The following is a 17,207-nucleotide window of genomic DNA, read 5'->3' on the forward strand; positions in this document are numbered from 1 at the left end:
AACGGGGCAGTTGCAAACGCTCAAGCCACCGCGCTCTTCCTCGACTCTACTCCTGGCCTCCCGATGCTGAGGTCAAGCCGGTTGATGATGCCACGAGCATCTCGCCGGTGATGGGGGCAAGACAGCCCGGTCCCCAGGGAGATCGCGAAGCAGCCGTTAAAACCAGCGCGCGGGGAAGGCCGGGTCGTCCGGCTGAACCGTGGTACCTGCCGCCTGCATTTTTTTCCGCAGGCGAGCCACGGACCTCAGTCGAGGTCCGGTCTTCCCCGCGCCCTCTCGTTTCTCGAGGGCGATGTCGGCAGCATGACCTGGGCGCGATCTGCGCCGCGGGGCTGCGGCGTGCTGTTTGGAAAAATCGTGTAGTGGATGTGGTGCGTGGGCGTGGATACGTCGCGCTCGCGATGCTCATCACGCCTGTGAGGTGGAACGGCCATGCGACACACTCAGTGTCGTCCCGGCCTTGAGCCGGGACCCATCACCACCGGCGGATGTGTGAGGCACGCTGGCGGCTCAGGATGTGCCCAACACGTCTCCCTGTGGTTATGGATCCCGGATCTTCGCGCGCGATGCGCGCTCGTCCGGGACGACGGGGGAGTGTGGGGCGCGGGCTTGCCCTTGACGCCGAGATCGGAGGTCGTCCAGCGCGGACTACTTCCTGATCCGCACACCCTTCGTCGTGAAACGCTGCGGTCGCTGCTCCGGGCGCACCGGCCGCCGTGTCGTTGCGGCCTTGCCGGTGCCCGGCGGCTGATGCGCGGGGACCAATTGCTCGGGACGCGAGCCGATCAGATCGGCGCGGCCCATCGCCCTGAGCGCATCGCGCAGCACCGGCCAATTGTCGGGGTCGTGATAGCGCAGGAATGCCTTGTGCAGCCTTCGCTGCCGCAGGCCCTTGATGGCTTCGACCTTGTCACTACCGCCGTGACGCACGCCGCGCAGCGGGTTGACGCCGGTGTGGTACATCGCGGTCGCCGTGGCCATCGGCGACGGCAGGAAGGTCTGGACCTGATCGGCGCGGTAGCGGTTGCGCTTGAGCCACAGCGCGAGGTTCATCATGTCCTCGTCTGACGTGCCGGGATGGGCGGCGATGAAATACGGGATCAGGTAGTACTTCTTGCCGGCCTCCTTGGCGGCGGCGTCGAACATCTGCTTGAAGCGGTCATAGCTGCCGATGCCCGGCTTCATCATCTTGTCGAGCGGGCCGCGCTCGGTATGCTCCGGCGCGATCTTCAGATAGCCGCCGACGTGATGCGTGACCAGCTCCTTGATGTAGGCCGGGCTCTCGACCGCGAGATCGTAGCGCACGCCGGAGGCGACCATCACGCGCTTGATGCCCTTGACCTCGCGCACCTTGCGATAGAGCCGGATGAGATCGTCATGCGAGGTGTTGAGGTTCGGACAGATCTCCGGAAACACGCAGCTCGGCCGGCGGCAGGCGGCTTCGACCTTGGGGTCCTTGCAGGCCATCCGGTACATGTTGGCGGTCGGGCCGCCGATGTCGGAGATCACGCCGGTGAAGCCCGGCGTCTTGTCCCTGATGCGCTCGATTTCCTGCAGGATCGAGCCTTCCGAACGGCTCTGGATGATGCGGCCCTCATGCTCGGTGATCGAGCAGAAGGTGCAGCCGCCGAAGCAGCCGCGCATGATCGTCACCGAGAACTTGATCATGTCCCAGGCCGGGATCTTGGCGTCGCCATAGGACGGATGCGGCGCGCGGGCATAGGGCAGATCGTAGACGCTATCCATCTCCGCCATGGTCAGCGGGATCGGCGGCGGGTTGAGCCAGAGGTCGCGGTCGCCATGACGCTGCACCAGGGGACGCGCATTGCCCGGATTGCTCTCTCGGTGCAGCACGCGCGAGGCGCGGGCATAGGCTTCCTTGTCGGCCTCGACCTGCTCGCAGGACGGCAGCCGGACCACGACGTCGCCCTTCTCGCGCGCAGCGCCTTCGTCGGCGGAGTCGAGATCGTCGGCATACAGCTCGACAAAGCCCTCGGGCACTTTCCGGAACAGCGCGGTGCCGCGCACCGACTGGATGTCCTTCGGCGCTTCGCCGCCGGCGATCCGGTGCGCGACCTCGATCACGGCGCGTTCGGCATTGCCGTAGATCAGGATGTCGGCCTTTGCGTCGGCCAGCACCGAGCGGCGAACCTTGTCGGACCAGTAGTCGTAATGCGCGATGCGGCGCAGCGACGCCTCGATGCCGCCGAGCACGACCGGCACGTCCTTGAACGCCTCGCGGCAGCGCTGCGCATAGACCAGCGTGCAGCGGTCCGGCCGCCTGCCGCCTTCGCCATTGGGCGTATAGGCGTCGTCGCTGCGGATGCGGCGGTCGGCGGTGTAGCGGTTGACCATGGAGTCCATGTTGCCGCCGGTGACGCCGAAGAACACGCGCGGCCTACCGAGCGCCTTGAACGGCTCGGCGGAGTGCCAGTCGGGCTGCGAGATGATGCCGACGCGAAAGCCCTGGGCCTCGAGCAGCCGGCCGATGATCGCCATGCCGAACGAGGGATGGTCGACATAGGCGTCGCCGGTCACCAGCACGATGTCGCACGCGTCCCAGCCGAGCGCGTCCATCTCCTTGCGGCTCATCGGCAGGAACGGCGCAGGCTTCAGGTCCGCGCGATGGCGCGGCCAGGAACTCAGCGGTGGGGCGGTGAGGGCGATGTTCATCGCCCACGCATAGAGCCGCGGCGCTGCGAGTTCAACCGAAGCCCCGGTCGCAGACGAGGGCAGGTGGTCAATTTGTCCGGAATGGTTCCCGCGGCGTTGCGCGGGCGATCTGACGTCGCAGTTCCTGCCGTCTCAGTTGAGGTGATGCGACGCGCCGTTGCGGCGCTTGAGCCAGCCGTGGCCGAAATAGGCCAGCAGCGCGGCTGCGGCGAGCATGATCCAGATCGAGGGCATCTTCGAGCGCGGGCTGCCGCCGGCCTCGCCGACCGTGACGGGCTCGGTCATCGACACCAGCCGCAGGCCGGCGGCGTCGGTCGCGCGGCGCATGTCGGCGATGGCGGAGTGGGGCAGCGGGTCGGCGGCGAACAGCCGACCTGTCGCCGGCGCGTCGGACGCGGCGAGGTCGCTCGGCGGCGGCTCCATCGAAGACTGCGCGGCCTGGCTGCCGGAGGGCAGCTGGGCGAAGGAGTTCAGGTTGGCCGGCCGATGCGGCTTCGGTCCGTGCTGCGCCATCCGGTCCGGCTTCTCGGCCTTGTCCATTTTCTTGGGCGTCATGCTCTGCGGCACCGCGACCCGCACTTGAGGCCGCGAATAGGACGCCGGCTGGGTGACGGCCAGCATGCGGTTGGACCAGGCCATATAGGCCTTGCAGAGATCGTTGCAGTACTGGCCGTTGACCAAGTCGCCGTTGGCGGATCCGGCCTGCGCGGCGCCGGGCGCGGCAATGCAGATGACGGAGACCAGCGCGGCGACCGCTCCGAGCCTCGACGAAGTCAAAACAGGCAATGCGCTCAACTGGCCGATCATCGCAATTTCCCCCGTCGCGGTTTCACGCCGTTTGGGGAATAACGACAGGCGGAATGGTCGAGAGTTGGATCAGATCGCGTCAACATCCGGATGAGTTGAGGTCAATTTGCTGATGCGAGGCGTTATCAATAAGGGGCGGGCTTTGCTGTTCGACATCGACGGCACGCTCGCCGACACCGATGCGCTGCATCTGCAGGCCTTCAACGCGGTGTTTGGGCCGTATGGCCACGTGTTCGACCGCGCGCGGGCGGCACGCGAACTGCTCGGCCGATCCAATTTGTCGATCTCCGCCCAATTTCTGCCGGATGAGGCGCCCGAACGGCGCGCGGCGGTCATGGCGCAGAAGGAGGAGGTGTTTCGCAGCCTCGCCGCCGGCGCGGTGCAGCCGCTGCCGGGCCTGACGGCGCTGCTCGATCGGGCCGCGGCGGCGGCGATCCCGATGGTGGCCGTGACCAACGCGCCGCGGGCCAATGCCGAGCTGATCCTGCACGGGCTCGGGCTGATGGACCGGTTTCGCGCCGTGATCATCGGCGACGAGTTGCCGCACGGCAAGCCGCACCCGCTGCCCTATCTGGAAGGCCTGCGTGCGATCGATGCCGTGCCGGAAAGGTCGGTCGCCTTCGAGGATTCCCGCGCCGGCATCGCGGCGGCGACGGCGGCCGGCATCGCCACCGTCGGCATGCGCACCAACCTCGGTCACGACGAACTGATCGCGGCGGGCGCGGCGCTCACTGCGGCGGCGTTCGACGAGGCCGACGTGCTCGATCTGGTGATGGCGCGGCTGGGAGAGAGAATGTGAGCCATGACCCGCTTCCGGCGACGATACCGCCGGCGGCGGAGCTGACATGTCGCTGACATCGGGCAACAGCTTGCGGTCACCGTCCTTGCGCGATGGTCTCGACGAACGCGGCCGTCGGGTTGGCCGTCACGAGATCAAGGTGAGACGCATGCGCAAGTTGTTGATCGCGGCTGGTCCCTCGGAACTGTCGTTCCGGCCGATGCTGCAGGTCGATGAAGAGGGATCCGCGTCCAGTCAGCGCGGCCGGCGCGGCAGCGGAGCCGGGCGAGCCAAGCGCGCCGAGGGCCGCGCCAAGCGGTCGGCCCGGCGGTTTCGCTGGGCGCGGCCGTTGCGCGCAATGGCCGCCATCCTTCGCGGCTTGCGGGCGACGCTGCTGGCTCTCTCTCCCGTGGAGATCCCGAGCGATGGGAGCGTACGGCAGGAGAGCTTGCGGGACATGTCGCCGGTTGTGCCGCGGCTTCGCGTCGTCGGCGGCTGCGGAGGAGCGCGCGAGGCCGCCGCCGTGCCGGCCGCCGCGCCCAATGCGATCTTCTGCGCTGCGGCCACGCCCCGCCATCACGTCCGGTCGATGGACACGCCACGCGCCCAGCGCCGGCGGCTGCGCGCGCGCTGATCGCGTCACCGCATGCGTGCCCTGCATGCTCTGTCCGTCGCACCTTGCTTGTCCGCAGCCCGATGCCGTGATTGAAACGGACGGTGCGCGCCAGGCTCGCTGTGCTCGCCTCGCAGGAGGACGGATCGATCATGTTCGTGGCGCGTGTCCTGTCGGTGGCTGCCGCCCTGCTGCTCGTGACCGCTTGCCTCGCGGCCGACACGCCCGGCGAGACCAGGGGCACGGTGCTGGAGCCGTCGTCGGCGAATCTCGCGCTGACCTGGAGCCTGGCCCATGTGGTGTTGCCGGCGGCGCTCGTCGGCGGACGGCGCTGGGAGGGGCATGCGGAGGACGCGCCCGACGTAATCGGGATCGCGCCGCTCGTGATCGTGATGCACGGGTCGAGCGGCGTCGCGCCGGCGGTGAAGGAGTTCCAGGCCTGGCTCGCCGATGAGCTCGGCGTGGCGTCGGTGGCGCCCGACAGCCTCGCGATTCCCGACCGGCTGACCTACGCCTCGCCGGTCGACGTCGCGATCTATGAGCGCGTCCACGCCTTGCGGCTGGCCGAACTGGAGAACGCGCTGAAGGCGTCGCGCGATTGGAGCTGGGTGGACCGGCTGCGGATCGTGCTGGCAGGCACCAGCGAGGGCGCGGTGGCGGTCGGCCGCTACGCCGGCAAGGATGTGGCGGCGCGGCTGATCTATTCGTGGTCGTGCGAGGACAACTACTTCGTCACCGCGCCCAGGCTCGGCATCGGCCCAAAGGAGCCGGTGCTGAACGCGATCTCGGCGCGCGATCCGTATTTCTCGGCTGCCAATCCCTGGAACAAGGACCGCCCCGTCACCGGATCCTGCGCCGCCGCGCTCAAGGACGATGCGAAGGCGGAGGTGATGGTGATCGATGCCGACGTGCACACGATCCTGAACCGGCCGGAGGTGCGCGAGCGGAGCGCTCGATTCCTGCGCGGCGTGCTGGAGCCCTGATCGGGCGGGCGGAGGATTGACGAGTGCTGAGACTGCTCGTGCTCGAAGGCAACTCGCTGGACGGCCGGCGCCGCTGGGCCGAGGTCGCCGGCGCCACGCCGTCGGAGAGCTACGCGGCCGTGCTGCGCGCGCTGGCGCCGGACGCGGCGATCGACATCGCCACGCCCGCTGATGCCGATGCGCGCCTGCCGCAGCCGATCGAGGCCTATCAGGGCATCGTCATCACGGGATCAGCGCTCAACATCTATCAGGGCGAGCCGGAAGCGCTGCGCCAGATCGAGCTGGTGCGGACGATCTTCGCGCGGGGCGTGCCGATGTTCGGCTCATGCTGGGGACTCCAGCTCGCAACCGTGGCGGCCGGCGGCGAGGTGTCGCGCAATCCGGCCGGCCGCGAGGTCGGCTTTGCGCGCAAGATCGCGCTGACGGATGCGGGCCGCGATCACCCGATGCATGCGGCGCGGGGCGCCGTGTTCGATGCACCGGCGATCCACAGCGACATCGTCACCCGGCTGCCGCCGGATGCGACGGTCACCGCGCACAATGCCATGAGCGAGGTGCAGGCCGCGGAGATCCGCAGCGGCCACGGCCGGTTCTGGGGCGTCCAATATCATCCGGAATTCAGCCTGCAGGACGTTGCCTGGGTGATTCGCCGCATCGGCCAGCCGCTGGTCGAGGAGGGCTTCTTCGTCGATCCGGCGGAGCTCGAGCGCTACGCAGCCGATCTCGCCACCCTGCATCACGACCGCGCCCGGCGCGACATTCTGTGGCGGCTCGGGCTCGACCAGGACGTCGCGAATGACGGGGTCCGGCAGGCCGAGATCAGCAACTGGATCGCCTCGCTCGCGTGACGCTGAGAACGCTACCGCATGAACTGAATGATGAGCGGCGCCAGCGCCACGTTCATCAGCCCGACCAGCACCATCACGAGGCCGGCGATCGCGCCTTCCTCGCGCCCGATCTGGTGGGCGCGCGCGGTGCCCGCACCATGCGCGCCGACGCCGAACAGCGCGCCTCTGGCGAGCGTCGAGCGCAGCGGCAGCCGCGCCAGCACGACGTCGCCGACGGCGGCGCCGATGATGCCGGTGAGCACGACGAACACGGCGGTGAGATCGGGGATGCCGCCGATCTCGCCTGAGACTTCCATCGCGAACGGCGTGCTCATCGAGCGCGGCAACAGGCTCAGACGCAGCTCGCCATCGATGCCGAGGACATAGGCCAGTGCCCAACTGGTCGCCACGGCGGTGAGGCTGCCCGCGACCATGCCGGCCAACAGCAGCGGCCAGCGGCGGCGGATCAGCGCGCGTTGCTCATAGATCGGCACGGCGAAGGCGACGGTGGCCGGGCCGAGCAGCGCCACCAGCCAATGCGTGCCGCGGATGTAGTCGCGATAGGAGACGTTGAGCGCGAGCGCCGCGATCATCAGCAGCGCGGGCGCCACCGCGAGCGGCATCAGCCACCAGCGCGGCCAGCGTCGGTGCACGCGCTTCGCCAGCAGATAGAGCAGGATCGTCGCGAGCGACCAGACCGCCGCCTGGATCAGCGGCTCACGCCACAGCGCGGCGAGGGTCATGACGCTCGGTCCAACGGTAGCAGAGGTCGACGGTGAGCGCAGTCACGCACATCACGGCGGTGGTGCTGACGACGATCAAGGCGAAGATCTTCAGGCCGAGCAGGCTGAACAGCTCGCGATGGTCGAGCAGCGCCAGCACCGCCGGCACGAAGAACAACAGCATCTCGGCCAGCATCCAATTTGCGCCGCGCTTGATGCTGGCGACCTTCAATCCGCCTGCCAGGACCAGAGTGAGCGCCAGCGCCATTCCGATGATGCCGCCTGGCAGCGGCAGGCCGGTCGCCCGGGCCAGCGCCTCGCCGGCAGCCCAGAACAGGCCGAGCAGACCGATCTGCACCAGCCGGTTGCGGCGGAGCAGGCGATGAACCCCAATGGAAATGCTGCGATGCACCATGTGGCGGCGTCCGTAAGTGATTGCGCGATCAAGGTATGCCGCATCGCAACATGTAGAAAGCGAATTGAATGAATGATATCAAGTCGAAAATCGAATACTGAGCCTGATTATGGAACTTCGAACCCTCAGGACCTTCGTCGAGGTCGTCCGCCAAGGCGGCTTCTCGCAGGCTGCCAAGGTGGTGTTTGCGACCCAGTCGACCGTCAGCAAGGCCGTCAAGCAGCTCGAGGACGAGCTCGGCCTACCCCTTCTGGACCGGCTCGGCCACAAGAGCCGCATGACCGCGGCCGGCGAGATCGTCTATCGCCGCGCGATCCGGCTGCTGGCGGAGCGTGACGACCTGCAGGCAGAGCTCGCCGAACTGCGCGGCCTGAAGCGCGGCGTGCTGCGCCTCGGCCTGCCGCCGATCGGGTCGAGCACGCTGTTCGCGCCGTTGTTCGCGCTCTACCGCCAGCTTTATCCGGAGATCGAGATCCGGCTGGTGGAGCACGGCAGCGACCGGCTCAGCGAATTGCTGGCTGCAGGCGATATCGATTTTGCCGGCCTGCTGCCGCCCATCGCCGATGAGTTTGCCGCGCAGATCGTGCGCCGCGAGCCGCTGATGGCGCTCGTCTCTGTCAATCATTCGCTGGCCCGCCGCAAAACGATCACGCTCGCCGAGCTGCGCGACACGCCGTTCGTGCTGTTCGAAGCCGGCTTCGCGCTCAATCGTATTCTCCGCGAGGCCTGCCGCCGCAATGGCTTCGAGCCGGTGGTGGCTGCACGCAGCACGCAGATCGATTTCATTGCCGAGCTCGCCGGCGCCGGTCTCGGGGTCGCCTTCCTGCCGCGCATGATCGCGACCCAGCGCACGCAGGTGCCGATCAGTCTCGTCCTGCTCGACGAGCCCGGCACCGAATGGACGTTGGCGATGGCCTGGCGTCGTGGCGCCTATCTGTCGCCGGCCGCGGCGGCGTGGCTCCGGTTGGTGCGCGAGCGCGGCGAGGCGTGAGCACGAGTGCGGCGATGTCGCTTCATCTGCGAGGAACGTGCGGCGAGACGGTCGGTGTCGCCATGACGGTGTCGCCATGACGATTGGCGAGGACCTGAGCTCTACGCACAACTCGCAATGATCGAGCACCTGTCGCAACGACGCGAAAGCGGAGCCCGGAGAGGCGATCTCGGACGTGCGGACGGGAACGGCAAGAGCTGACGAAGGTTGCCTTCGCGCGCTGACTCGTTGATCTGCGCGAGAGGACAATCGATGAGTGAGGAAGATCACGAGCACCCAGATCGCAAATCGCGAGATCGCAGGGAGCTGCGCGACGCGGATGCTCCGGCGGCGAAGCGGCCAGGCCCGGAAAGCATGCCTTCGGCTGGCCCACATGCGCGGCCCGACCTGACCGACAAGGACAAGACTCCCGGCACTGGCATGTTGCCGGAGCCGGGCGACGCCAATCCCAGTCCCACAGGCTGACGTCCCGTGCGTGACTGAGTGCGCGGGAACCAGGGGTGCTTTGACGCGTTTCCGCCTGCTCCGAAAGAACGTGACACGCGCAGGCGTGCCGCGCGCTCATTGATTGAACCGGAGGGCAAGGATGTGCCGCTGGATCGCGTACCGCGGTGAGACGACCGCCTTCGAGCACTATGTGACCGAGCCGGAACACTCGCTGGTGACGCAGAGCATCCGCGCGCTGGAATCCACCGCAGGCACAAATGGCGATGGTTTCGGTCTCGGTTGGTACGGCGATCATCCCGAGCCCGGCCTGTATCGCGAGACACGTCCGGCGTGGTCCGATGAGAATCTCCGCTATCTGTGCCGGCACCTGCATTCACATCTGTTCTTCGCGCATGTGCGCGCCGCGACCGGCACGGCCGTGACCCGTCAGAACTGCCATCCGTTTGCCTGCGGCCGCTGGCTGTTCATGCACAACGGCTTCGTCGGGTGCTGGAACAGGCTGCGCCGCAAGATCGAGGCTATGATTCCGGACGCGCTGTATCCTTCGCGGCTCGGCACCACCGATTCCGAAGCCGTGTTCCTCGCCATCGTCGGCGCCGGCATCGATCAGGACCCGATCGGTGCGACATCGAACGTGCTACGCGCGCTCCGCCAGCTGGTCAACGAGGACGGCCTGCGTGAGCATCTGCGCTTCACGTCCGCCCTGTCGAACGGCCACGATCTCTACGCGTTTCGCTTCGCTGAGAATGATCGCGCCAACTCGCTCTACTACCGGGAAGATGGCGATCAAGTGATCGCCGTCTCCGAGCCTTTTGACAAGGAGCCGGACTGGATCGAGGTTCCGCCCGATCACGTGCTGGTCGCGCGCGCGTCCAGACCCGCCGAAATCGTTCCGCTATTTGCCTCGGACTCTGCCGGTTTCGTCGCGGAACGCAAACGATCACAGAGGGTTGTCGGCGGCACATAACACAACAGAAACTGGATGATCCGCGATGTGCGGCATTTGTGGTGAAGTCAGGACTTCCGGACAGCCCGCGCTCGCGGCGCTCGGCCGAGTCAACGATGCGATGCAGGCGCGCGGTCCCGACGCCGCCGGCCTCTACGTGCAGGGCGGAATCGCGCTCGGCCACCGTCGTCTCAGCATTCTCGATCTATCAGCCGCCGCGCAGCAGCCGATGATCGATGCCGCGCTCGGCCTCGGCATCGTGTTCAATGGGTGCATCTATAATTTCCGCGAGCTGCGCGCCGAGCTGCAGGCGAAGGGCTATCGCTTCTTCTCCGACGGCGATACCGAGGTGATCCTCAAGGCCTATCATGCCTGGGGCAAGACCTGTGTTCAGCGCTTCAAGGGCATGTTCGCCTTCGCGCTGTGGGAGCGCGACAGCGGGCGCGTCGTGATCGCGCGCGACCGTCTCGGCATCAAGCCGCTGTACTACACCGAGGGGCCGGGCTTCCTCCGCTTTGCCTCGTCCCTGCCGGCGCTGCTCGCCGGTGGTGATGTCGACACCTCGATCGACCGAACGGCGCTGCATCATTTCTTCAGCTTTCACGCCGCCGTTCCGGCGCCGCGTACGATCCTCAATGGCGTGAAGAAGCTCGAGCCGGCGACGTTGCTGACGATCGAGCCCGATGGAGCGCAGCGCCGCGAACGCTACTGGCAGTTCAGCGTCGGCGCGCCGCGTCCATCCGATCGCGCCATGAGTCAGGAAGAATGGTCGGATGCATTGCTGGACGCGATGACATCGGCGGTGGACCGTCGCCGTGTCGCTGACGTGCCCGTCGGTGTGCTGTTGTCGGGCGGGCTGGATTCGTCGCTGCTGGTCGCGCTGCTGTCCAAGCTGGGACACGAGGACATCCGCACCTTCTCGATCGGCTTCGACGCGGTGGGCAAGCACACCGGCGATGAATTCCGCTACTCCGACATCATCGCACGGACGTTCGGCACCAACCACGAGCAGATCAGGATCGGCGGCAACCGCGCGCTCGACGCCTTGCCCCATGCCATCGCCGCCATGTCTGAGCCGATGGTCAGCCACGACGCGGTCGCGTTCCATCTCTTGTCGTCGGAGGTCGCCAAGCGCGTCAAGGTGGTGCAGAGCGGGCAGGGCGCCGACGAGGTGTTCGGTGGCTACAGCTGGTATCCAGGCTTCCTCTCGGCCAACGATCCCGTTCAGCAATATCAGAATGCATATTTCGACTGGACGCATTCGGATCTGCAGCGGCTGCTGGCGCCGGAGTTGCTCGGCGACGACGTGAGCCTGGCATTCGTGGAGCGCTTCTTCGGAGATCATGCCGGCGCCTCGGCGGCGGACAAGGTGCTGCAGATCGATGCCGAGATCATGCTGGTCGACGATCCCGTGAAGCGGGTCGACAACATGACGATGGCGTTCGGGCTGGAGGCCCGCGTGCCGTTCCTCGATCACGACGTGGTGGAGCTCGCCGCGCGCATGCCCGCCGAGCTGAAGGTGAAGAACGGCGGCAAGCACATTCTCAAGGAGGCGGCACGCCGCTGCGTGCCGGCGGAGGTGATCGACCGTCCCAAGGGATACTTTCCGGTGCCGTCGCTGCGCTATCTGCGCGGCCCGTTCCTCGACTATGTCCGCGACGTTCTCAACGACGAGAAGGCGCGCGCACGCGGCCTCTACCAGCGCGACTTTATCGACCACATGTTGCAAAACCCCGAAGCCGAGATGAGCCCCAAGGGACATTCGCGGCTGTGGCAGGCGGCCCTGCTCGAGGCATGGCTGCAGACGCACGGCATTTGACGTCTGACAGGATTGATCACATGGGATTGGATCCACGCATCTTGGAGAAGCTGCGGCTCGGCCTGAGCGATGACGAGCGTCGTCTGGTGATCCGCTCGGCCACCGGCAGCGAGGAAGTCACGGAATATTCGTTCGGCATCGAGGAGGAGTACTTTCTCGTCGACGCGCAGACGCACGATGTCGCGATCCAGACGCCGGACGATCTGTTCGAGGCCGCCAACTGGTCGACCGGCGGACAGGCCATGCGCGAGATGCTGCAGGCGCAGCTCGAGGTCGCCACCAACGTGCATGTCGATGTCGGCGACGCGCGCGAGGAGATGAAATTCCTGCGGCGCGAGGTTGCCAGCGTGGCGAGTCAGTATGGCCTGACGATCCTGGCCTGCTCCACGCATCCGACCGCGAGGTGGCGCAGCTCGCAACCGAGCCCCAAGCCGCGCTACGCGGAGATGATGGAGGACCTCCGCATCGTCGGCCAGCGCAACATGCTGTGCGGCATGCACGTGCACGTCCAACTGCCGGACCCCGAGCGGCGGTTCGCGGTCATGCGGGCGATGATCCCGCATATCCCGGTGTTCGTCGCGCTATCTGCGTCCTCGCCGTTCTGGAATTCCCGCGAGACCGGCCTGAAGGGCTATCGGCTCGCCGCCTATGACGAGCTGCCGCGCAGCGGCCTGCCCGAGCTTTTCACCTCGAAGCAGCAATATGATCGCTATGTCGCGGCGCTGACGAAGTCCGGCGTGATGCCGGACGAGAGTCATGTCTGGTGGGCGATGCGGCCGTCGCTGCGGCATCCGACCTTGGAGTTGCGTGCGCCCGACGTCTGCACGTCGGTGGATGACGCCGTGGCGATTGCCTCGCTCTATCGCGCTTTGGCACGCTACCTCTATCTCAATCCCGATCTTGCGGAGACCGTCGGCAATGTCGAGCGCGCGATCGCGGTCGAGAACAAGTGGCGGGCGCAGCGCTATGGCACCGACTGTCTGTTCGTGACCGAGGACGGTCCCGTGACGGGCCAGGAGATCCTCAACCGCATGATCGCGGATGTCGCACCGCATGCGGAGGCTATGGGATGTCTCGCCGAGGTCGAGCACTGCCGCATCATCATGCAGTTCGGCAGCTCGGCCGACTATCAGCTGCAGGCCTATCGCGAGTCCGGCGGACAGTTGCCGGCCGTGACCCGTTGGATCGAGGCCGCGACGGTGTCGCGCGCCGAGCCGCCGCGCTCACAGGCGCCGGTCGAGCCGGCACAATGACGCGGGCCTAGGTCGGCTGCCTGATCACATGGCCGTCGCGCGCGATGAGGCGGCCGTCCTTGTAGACTGAGCGGCCCTTTGGCACGGCGACGACGGCCTCCGGCACGTGCTCGGCATCGAGGGTGACAAAGTCGGCCCGCGCGCCGACGCGCAGGCCGTAGTCCGCAAGCCTCAAGGCCTTGGCGCCGGCCTCGGTGACGAGGTCAAAGGCCATCCGCAACTCGTCATCGACATAGAAGCCGGAACGATAGCCGACCATCATGGCGCGGTTCAACAGATCGCCGTCGCCATAGGGCCACCAGGAGTCGCGGATGTTGTCGTTGCCGCTGAACACGGTGACCCCCGCCGCACGCAGCAGCGCCACCGGCGGGAAGGGCCGCGCGCCCGGCGCGTTGGTCATGATGGCAACGCCAGACGCCGCCAGGACGTCGGCAATCTTCTTCAGCGCGTCAGCAGGCAGGTCGCCGAGCGCATAGGCGTGGCTGACCGCGACGTGGCCCTGCATGCCGAGAGCGCGCGTGCGCGCCGCGATCTGCTCCAGCTCGAACAGGCCGAGCATGCCCGGATCGTGCAGATGGATATCGACATCGACGCCGTGCTTGTGGGCTGTGCCGAACACGACGTCGAGATGCCTTTCGACGTCGCGGTCGAAGCTGGCGGGATCGAGCCCGCCGACGAGGTTGGCGCCGAGCCTGATGGCCTCGTCGAGCAGCTCGGGTGTGCCCGGGCTCTTGAGGATGCCGCTCTGCGGAAAGGCGACGAGCTGGATCTCGATCAGCTCGCGATACTCGTCGCGGACGCGCAGGATCGTTTCCAGCGATGTGAGGCCGACGGAGCCGTCCACCATCACGTGGCTGCGCATCCGTGTCGTGCCGTGGCCGATACAGAGATCGAGCTGGTTGCGGGCGCGCACGTCCATTGGTGCAGCCGCGGCCATGTTCTGCGCCTGGAACGTGACGCGCTCATGCACGTCGAAGCCGTTGGTGCAGGGCTTGTGCGGCTTCCAGGCATCGCCGTAGAAGCTGGTGTCGAGATGGATGTGGCCCTCGACGAAGCCGGGCACGACCAGCGCGCCGCCGAGATCGATCACCTCGCGCGCCCCAGGGCGCTCGGTCTCAGCGAGAAGCCCGCTGATGCGGCCGCCGTCGACCGCGATCGTATGGCGCGCACCGCGGTCGAGCCGCGCATTGATGAACAGCTTGTCGACGGCCATGCACAATCCTTCCCATCTATCCGCCAGCATCGGAGCCGCCGGAGGGGCGGCCCGATGCTGGTGCCGATGAGACCACATTCTTGGCCAGGAGCCGCGACAGCCGCAAGCGTCTTCAGGCGGCGATCGCCTGCGGCAGTCCGGCGAGCCAGTCGCGCGCTAGCGTCACATCCGCCTGCGACAACTGGTGCCCCGCCGGAAGCGTCGTGTGGGTCACGTCGGCGCCGGCCTCGGTGAGCTGCGTGCACAGCTTCGCCGAATTGCTGGCGGGCACGATCGGATCAGCGAGCCCGGACAGCATCAGCACCGGCCGGCGCGCGAGCCTGGCGGCCGGAGGATGCGCCAGCGGCACCATGGCGCGGAACAGCACTGCACCGGTCAGCGCTTCCGGCTGCAGTAGCAGCAGCGCGGCGGCGATGTTGGCGCCGTTGGAGTAGCCGACCGCGAGCGGCGCTCCGATCCCGTAGTGCTGCCGCGCCGCGTCGATGAAGGCGCCGAGCTCCAGAGCGCGCCGGCGGACGTCGTCCTCGTCGAACACGCCCTCGGCAAGCCGGCGGAAGAAGCGCGGCATGCCATGCTCGAGCACTTGGCCGCGTGGCGACAGCAGGGCGGCGCCGGGCGACAGCGTAGCGCCGAGCGGCAGCAGATCGTTCTCGTCGCCGCCGGTGCCGTGCAGGAGCAGCAGCGGGGCTGCTCCCAGCGTGTGTCCGGGCTGGAAGCGGTGGGTGAAGGACAATGCCTCGGTCACGATGCGGCCTCCTCGAGATTGGGCAGCACGCCTTCGATCTGCTTGCGGTGCGATTCGAGGAAAGCGGGCAGCTTGAGGTTTCGTCCGAGCTCGGCGACCGGCTCGTCGACCGCGAAGCCCGGGATATCGGTTGCGATCTCGAACAGCACGCCGCCCGGCTCGCGGAAGTAGATCGAGCGGAAGTAGTTGCGGTCCTTCTGCTCGGTCGGATGCAGGCCGTGACGATCGACCAGCCGCTGTGCCATCACGCCCTGTGCGGCGTCATCGGCGGCGCGGAAGGCGATGTGATGCACCGACCCGGCGCCCTGCGCGCCACGCAGAAAGCCCCTGGCCTCGTAGATGTCGACCACGCTGCCCTCGGCGTCGCCGGGCGCCTTGAAGCGGATCACCGAGCCTTCGCGGCCCGTCTCTTCGAAGCCGAACACGTCGGTCAGCACGGCGGCAGTCCTCTCCGCGGAGTCGAGCAGCAGGGTCACGCCGTGGAAGCCGCGGATCGCGTGCTCCGCCGGGATGTCGCCGTTGCTGTAGCCGGGCTCGTTCTCCGCGCCGGGGACGCCGACCAGCGCCAGCGCCATGCCGTCCGGATCGGTGAACGGCAGCACGGATTCACCAAAGCGCTTCTCCAGCGCCTCATAGGCGATGCCCCTCTCGGTGAGGCGCTGCGTCCAGTAGCTAAGGGAGCGCTGCGGCACCCGGAACGCGGTCTGGTGGGTCTCGCCGACGCCGCGGCGGCCCGGCCGCACGCCGGCCCAGGGGAAGAAGGTCAGGATGGTGCCGGGGCGGCCGGTCTCATCGCCGTAGTAGAAATGATAGGTGCCGGGATCGTCGAAATTGACTGTCTTCTTGACGAAGCGCAGGCCGAGGTCGCGGGTGTAGAAGCCGAAATTGCGGATCGGATCGCCGGCAATCGCAGTCACGTGGTGCAGTCCGGGCATATGGGTCTCCTGTCGATGGACCCCCGAAAGGGCCGTTGAATTCCTGGGCGCAATATTGGCTCGCTTTGATTTGGAGACAATCCGTGCTCTTGTGACGTCTCTGTCTACGATTTGGCGACAATGGCGGCCCTATGGACAAGCTGAGCAGCCTGCGGGCCTTCGTGAAGGTGGTCGAGAGCGGCAGCTTCGCCGAGGCCGGCCGGCAGCTGCGGCTGTCGCGCTCGGCGATCTCGAAATATATCGGCGAGCTGGAGGCGAGCCTCGGCGTCCAGTTGATCGTCCGCACCACGCGCCATGCCAGCCCGACCGAGACCGGCCAGCTCTATTTCGAGCGCGCGGTCTCGATCCTCGCGGAGCTCGACGCCGCCGATCAGGCCGTCAGTCAGTCGCAGGCCGCGCCGCGCGGGCTCTTGCGCGTCAACGCGCCGATGTCGTTCGGCACCATGCGGCTCGGTCCCGTCGTCGCCGATTTCATGGCCCGCTATCCCGAGCTGCAGTTGCAGATCGTGCTGAGCGACGATCTGCTGGATCCCGTGCAGGACGGCTTCGACGTGACGTTGCGGATCGCCGAGCTGGAATCGTCGAGCCTGGTGGCGCGGCGGATCATGCCGGTGGAGCGCGTGATCTGCGCCGCGCCGGCCTATCTCGCGCGGCACGGCACGCCTGGCAGCCCGGAGGAGCTGCGTCGCCACACCTCTCTCACCTACGGTTTCCTGCTGACCGGCAATCAGTGGAAGCTCACCGGCCGCGACGGCGACCACTGGGTCCAGCCGGCGTGGTCGTTGTGCGTCAACAATGCCGAGGTGCTGCGCGACGTCGCCATCAAGGGACAGGGCATTGCGCTGATCCCGCGCTTCATCGCGGCGGACGCGCTCGAGAGCGGCGCGCTGACCGCGATCCTCGCCGATTACGCCGCGCCGCCGCTCGCGCTCTATGCGATCTATCCGCCGACGCGGCACCTCTCGGTGAAGGTGCGGCTGTTCATCGACTTCCTGGTCGAGCGCTTCGGCAAGGAGCGCGACGTGACCAGACCGTAGGCT

16 protein-coding genes are annotated in these 17,207 nt (G+C 67.3%); 9 read left to right on the forward strand and 7 right to left on the reverse strand.

Annotation, left to right across the window (positions count from 1 at the left end):
- Nucleotides 1-648: 648 nt before the first annotated feature.
- Nucleotides 649-2,673, reverse strand: a complete 2,025-nt coding sequence (locus QX132_RS30650) for a YgiQ family radical SAM protein (RefSeq protein ID WP_316163629.1) — start codon at nucleotides 2,671-2,673, stop codon at nucleotides 649-651.
- A 132-nt stretch (nucleotides 2,674-2,805) separates the two neighbouring features.
- Complete coding sequence (locus tag QX132_RS30655; protein WP_315797146.1) at nucleotides 2,806-3,480, reverse strand: hypothetical protein; 675 nt, start codon at nucleotides 3,478-3,480, stop codon at nucleotides 2,806-2,808.
- Between the two features lie 106 nt (nucleotides 3,481-3,586).
- Here QX132_RS30655 and QX132_RS30660 point away from each other — a divergent pair, with 106 nt between their 5' ends.
- The 4 genes from QX132_RS30660 (at nucleotide 3,587) to QX132_RS30675 (ending at nucleotide 6,702) form a co-directional block, all read left to right on the forward strand.
- Nucleotides 3,587-4,279 carry an HAD-IA family hydrolase gene (locus QX132_RS30660; protein WP_316163630.1) on the forward strand — a complete coding sequence of 231 codons (693 nt, stop codon included), beginning with the start codon at nucleotides 3,587-3,589 and terminating at the stop codon, nucleotides 4,277-4,279.
- Nucleotides 4,280-4,427: 148 nt separating this feature from the next.
- Nucleotides 4,428-4,892, forward strand: coding sequence for a hypothetical protein (locus QX132_RS30665; RefSeq protein WP_315783868.1), 465 nt, complete (start codon nucleotides 4,428-4,430; stop codon nucleotides 4,890-4,892).
- 131 nt (nucleotides 4,893-5,023) lie between these two features.
- A complete protein-coding gene (locus QX132_RS30670) occupies nucleotides 5,024-5,854 on the forward strand; it encodes a hypothetical protein (protein WP_315812580.1) in 831 nt (276 codons plus the stop codon).
- A 23-nt stretch (nucleotides 5,855-5,877) separates the two neighbouring features.
- Nucleotides 5,878-6,702 carry a type 1 glutamine amidotransferase gene (locus QX132_RS30675; RefSeq protein WP_316163631.1) on the forward strand — a complete coding sequence of 275 codons (825 nt, stop codon included), beginning with the start codon at nucleotides 5,878-5,880 and terminating at the stop codon, nucleotides 6,700-6,702.
- An 11-nt stretch (nucleotides 6,703-6,713) separates the two neighbouring features.
- Here the strand turns inward: QX132_RS30675 and QX132_RS30680 are convergent, their stop codons facing one another.
- Both QX132_RS30680 and QX132_RS30685 read right to left on the reverse strand, forming a co-directional pair.
- Nucleotides 6,714-7,424 (reverse strand): LrgB family protein, encoded by a 711-nt coding sequence (locus QX132_RS30680; protein WP_315775576.1) that lies wholly within the window; start codon nucleotides 7,422-7,424, stop codon nucleotides 6,714-6,716.
- Nucleotides 7,399-7,818 carry a CidA/LrgA family protein gene (locus tag QX132_RS30685; RefSeq protein ID WP_316163632.1) on the reverse strand — a complete coding sequence of 140 codons (420 nt, stop codon included), beginning with the start codon at nucleotides 7,816-7,818 and terminating at the stop codon, nucleotides 7,399-7,401. Before QX132_RS30685 ends, QX132_RS30680 begins: the two co-directional genes overlap by 26 nt.
- Nucleotides 7,819-7,927: 109 nt before the next feature.
- Here QX132_RS30685 and QX132_RS30690 point away from each other — a divergent pair, with 109 nt between their 5' ends.
- The 4 genes from QX132_RS30690 to QX132_RS30705 all read left to right on the forward strand — a co-directional run bounded on the left by QX132_RS30690 (nucleotide 7,928) and on the right by QX132_RS30705 (nucleotide 13,274).
- Entirely contained in the window at nucleotides 7,928-8,809 is an 882-nt protein-coding gene (locus QX132_RS30690; protein WP_315734888.1) for a LysR family transcriptional regulator, read from the forward strand.
- A gap of 586 nt (nucleotides 8,810-9,395) precedes the next feature.
- Nucleotides 9,396-10,223 (forward strand): class II glutamine amidotransferase, encoded by an 828-nt coding sequence (locus tag QX132_RS30695; protein WP_315783864.1) that lies wholly within the window; start codon nucleotides 9,396-9,398, stop codon nucleotides 10,221-10,223.
- 25 nt (nucleotides 10,224-10,248) lie between these two features.
- Nucleotides 10,249-12,021: an N-acetylglutaminylglutamine amidotransferase gene (locus QX132_RS30700; RefSeq protein ID WP_316163633.1), complete on the forward strand. Its 1,773-nt coding sequence runs from the start codon at nucleotides 10,249-10,251 to the stop codon at nucleotides 12,019-12,021.
- Between the two features lie 20 nt (nucleotides 12,022-12,041).
- Nucleotides 12,042-13,274: a carboxylate-amine ligase gene (locus tag QX132_RS30705; protein WP_316163634.1), complete on the forward strand. Its 1,233-nt coding sequence runs from the start codon at nucleotides 12,042-12,044 to the stop codon at nucleotides 13,272-13,274.
- Between the two features lie 7 nt (nucleotides 13,275-13,281).
- Here QX132_RS30705 and QX132_RS30710 read toward each other — a convergent pair whose 3' ends face one another.
- From QX132_RS30710 to QX132_RS30720, 3 genes are all read right to left on the reverse strand, one after another.
- The gene (locus QX132_RS30710) at nucleotides 13,282-14,487 is read right to left on the reverse strand and encodes an amidohydrolase family protein (RefSeq protein ID WP_316163635.1); all 1,206 of its coding nucleotides are present in this window, start codon (nucleotides 14,485-14,487) and stop codon (nucleotides 13,282-13,284) included.
- A gap of 112 nt (nucleotides 14,488-14,599) precedes the next feature.
- Nucleotides 14,600-15,232, reverse strand: coding sequence for an alpha/beta hydrolase (locus tag QX132_RS30715; protein WP_315783856.1), 633 nt, complete (start codon nucleotides 15,230-15,232; stop codon nucleotides 14,600-14,602).
- A complete protein-coding gene (locus QX132_RS30720; protein WP_315783854.1) occupies nucleotides 15,229-16,167 on the reverse strand; it encodes a ring-cleaving dioxygenase in 939 nt (312 codons plus the stop codon). Before QX132_RS30720 ends, QX132_RS30715 begins: the two co-directional genes overlap by 4 nt.
- A gap of 131 nt (nucleotides 16,168-16,298) precedes the next feature.
- On the opposite strand from QX132_RS30720, the gene QX132_RS30725 reads away from it, so the two are divergent.
- Entirely contained in the window at nucleotides 16,299-17,204 is a 906-nt protein-coding gene (locus QX132_RS30725) for a LysR family transcriptional regulator (RefSeq protein ID WP_315783852.1), read from the forward strand.
- Nucleotides 17,205-17,207 lie beyond the last annotated feature (3 nt).

The organism is Bradyrhizobium sp. SZCCHNRI20481 (assembly GCF_032485055.1).
Taxonomy (GTDB): Bacteria; Pseudomonadota; Alphaproteobacteria; order Rhizobiales; family Xanthobacteraceae; genus Bradyrhizobium.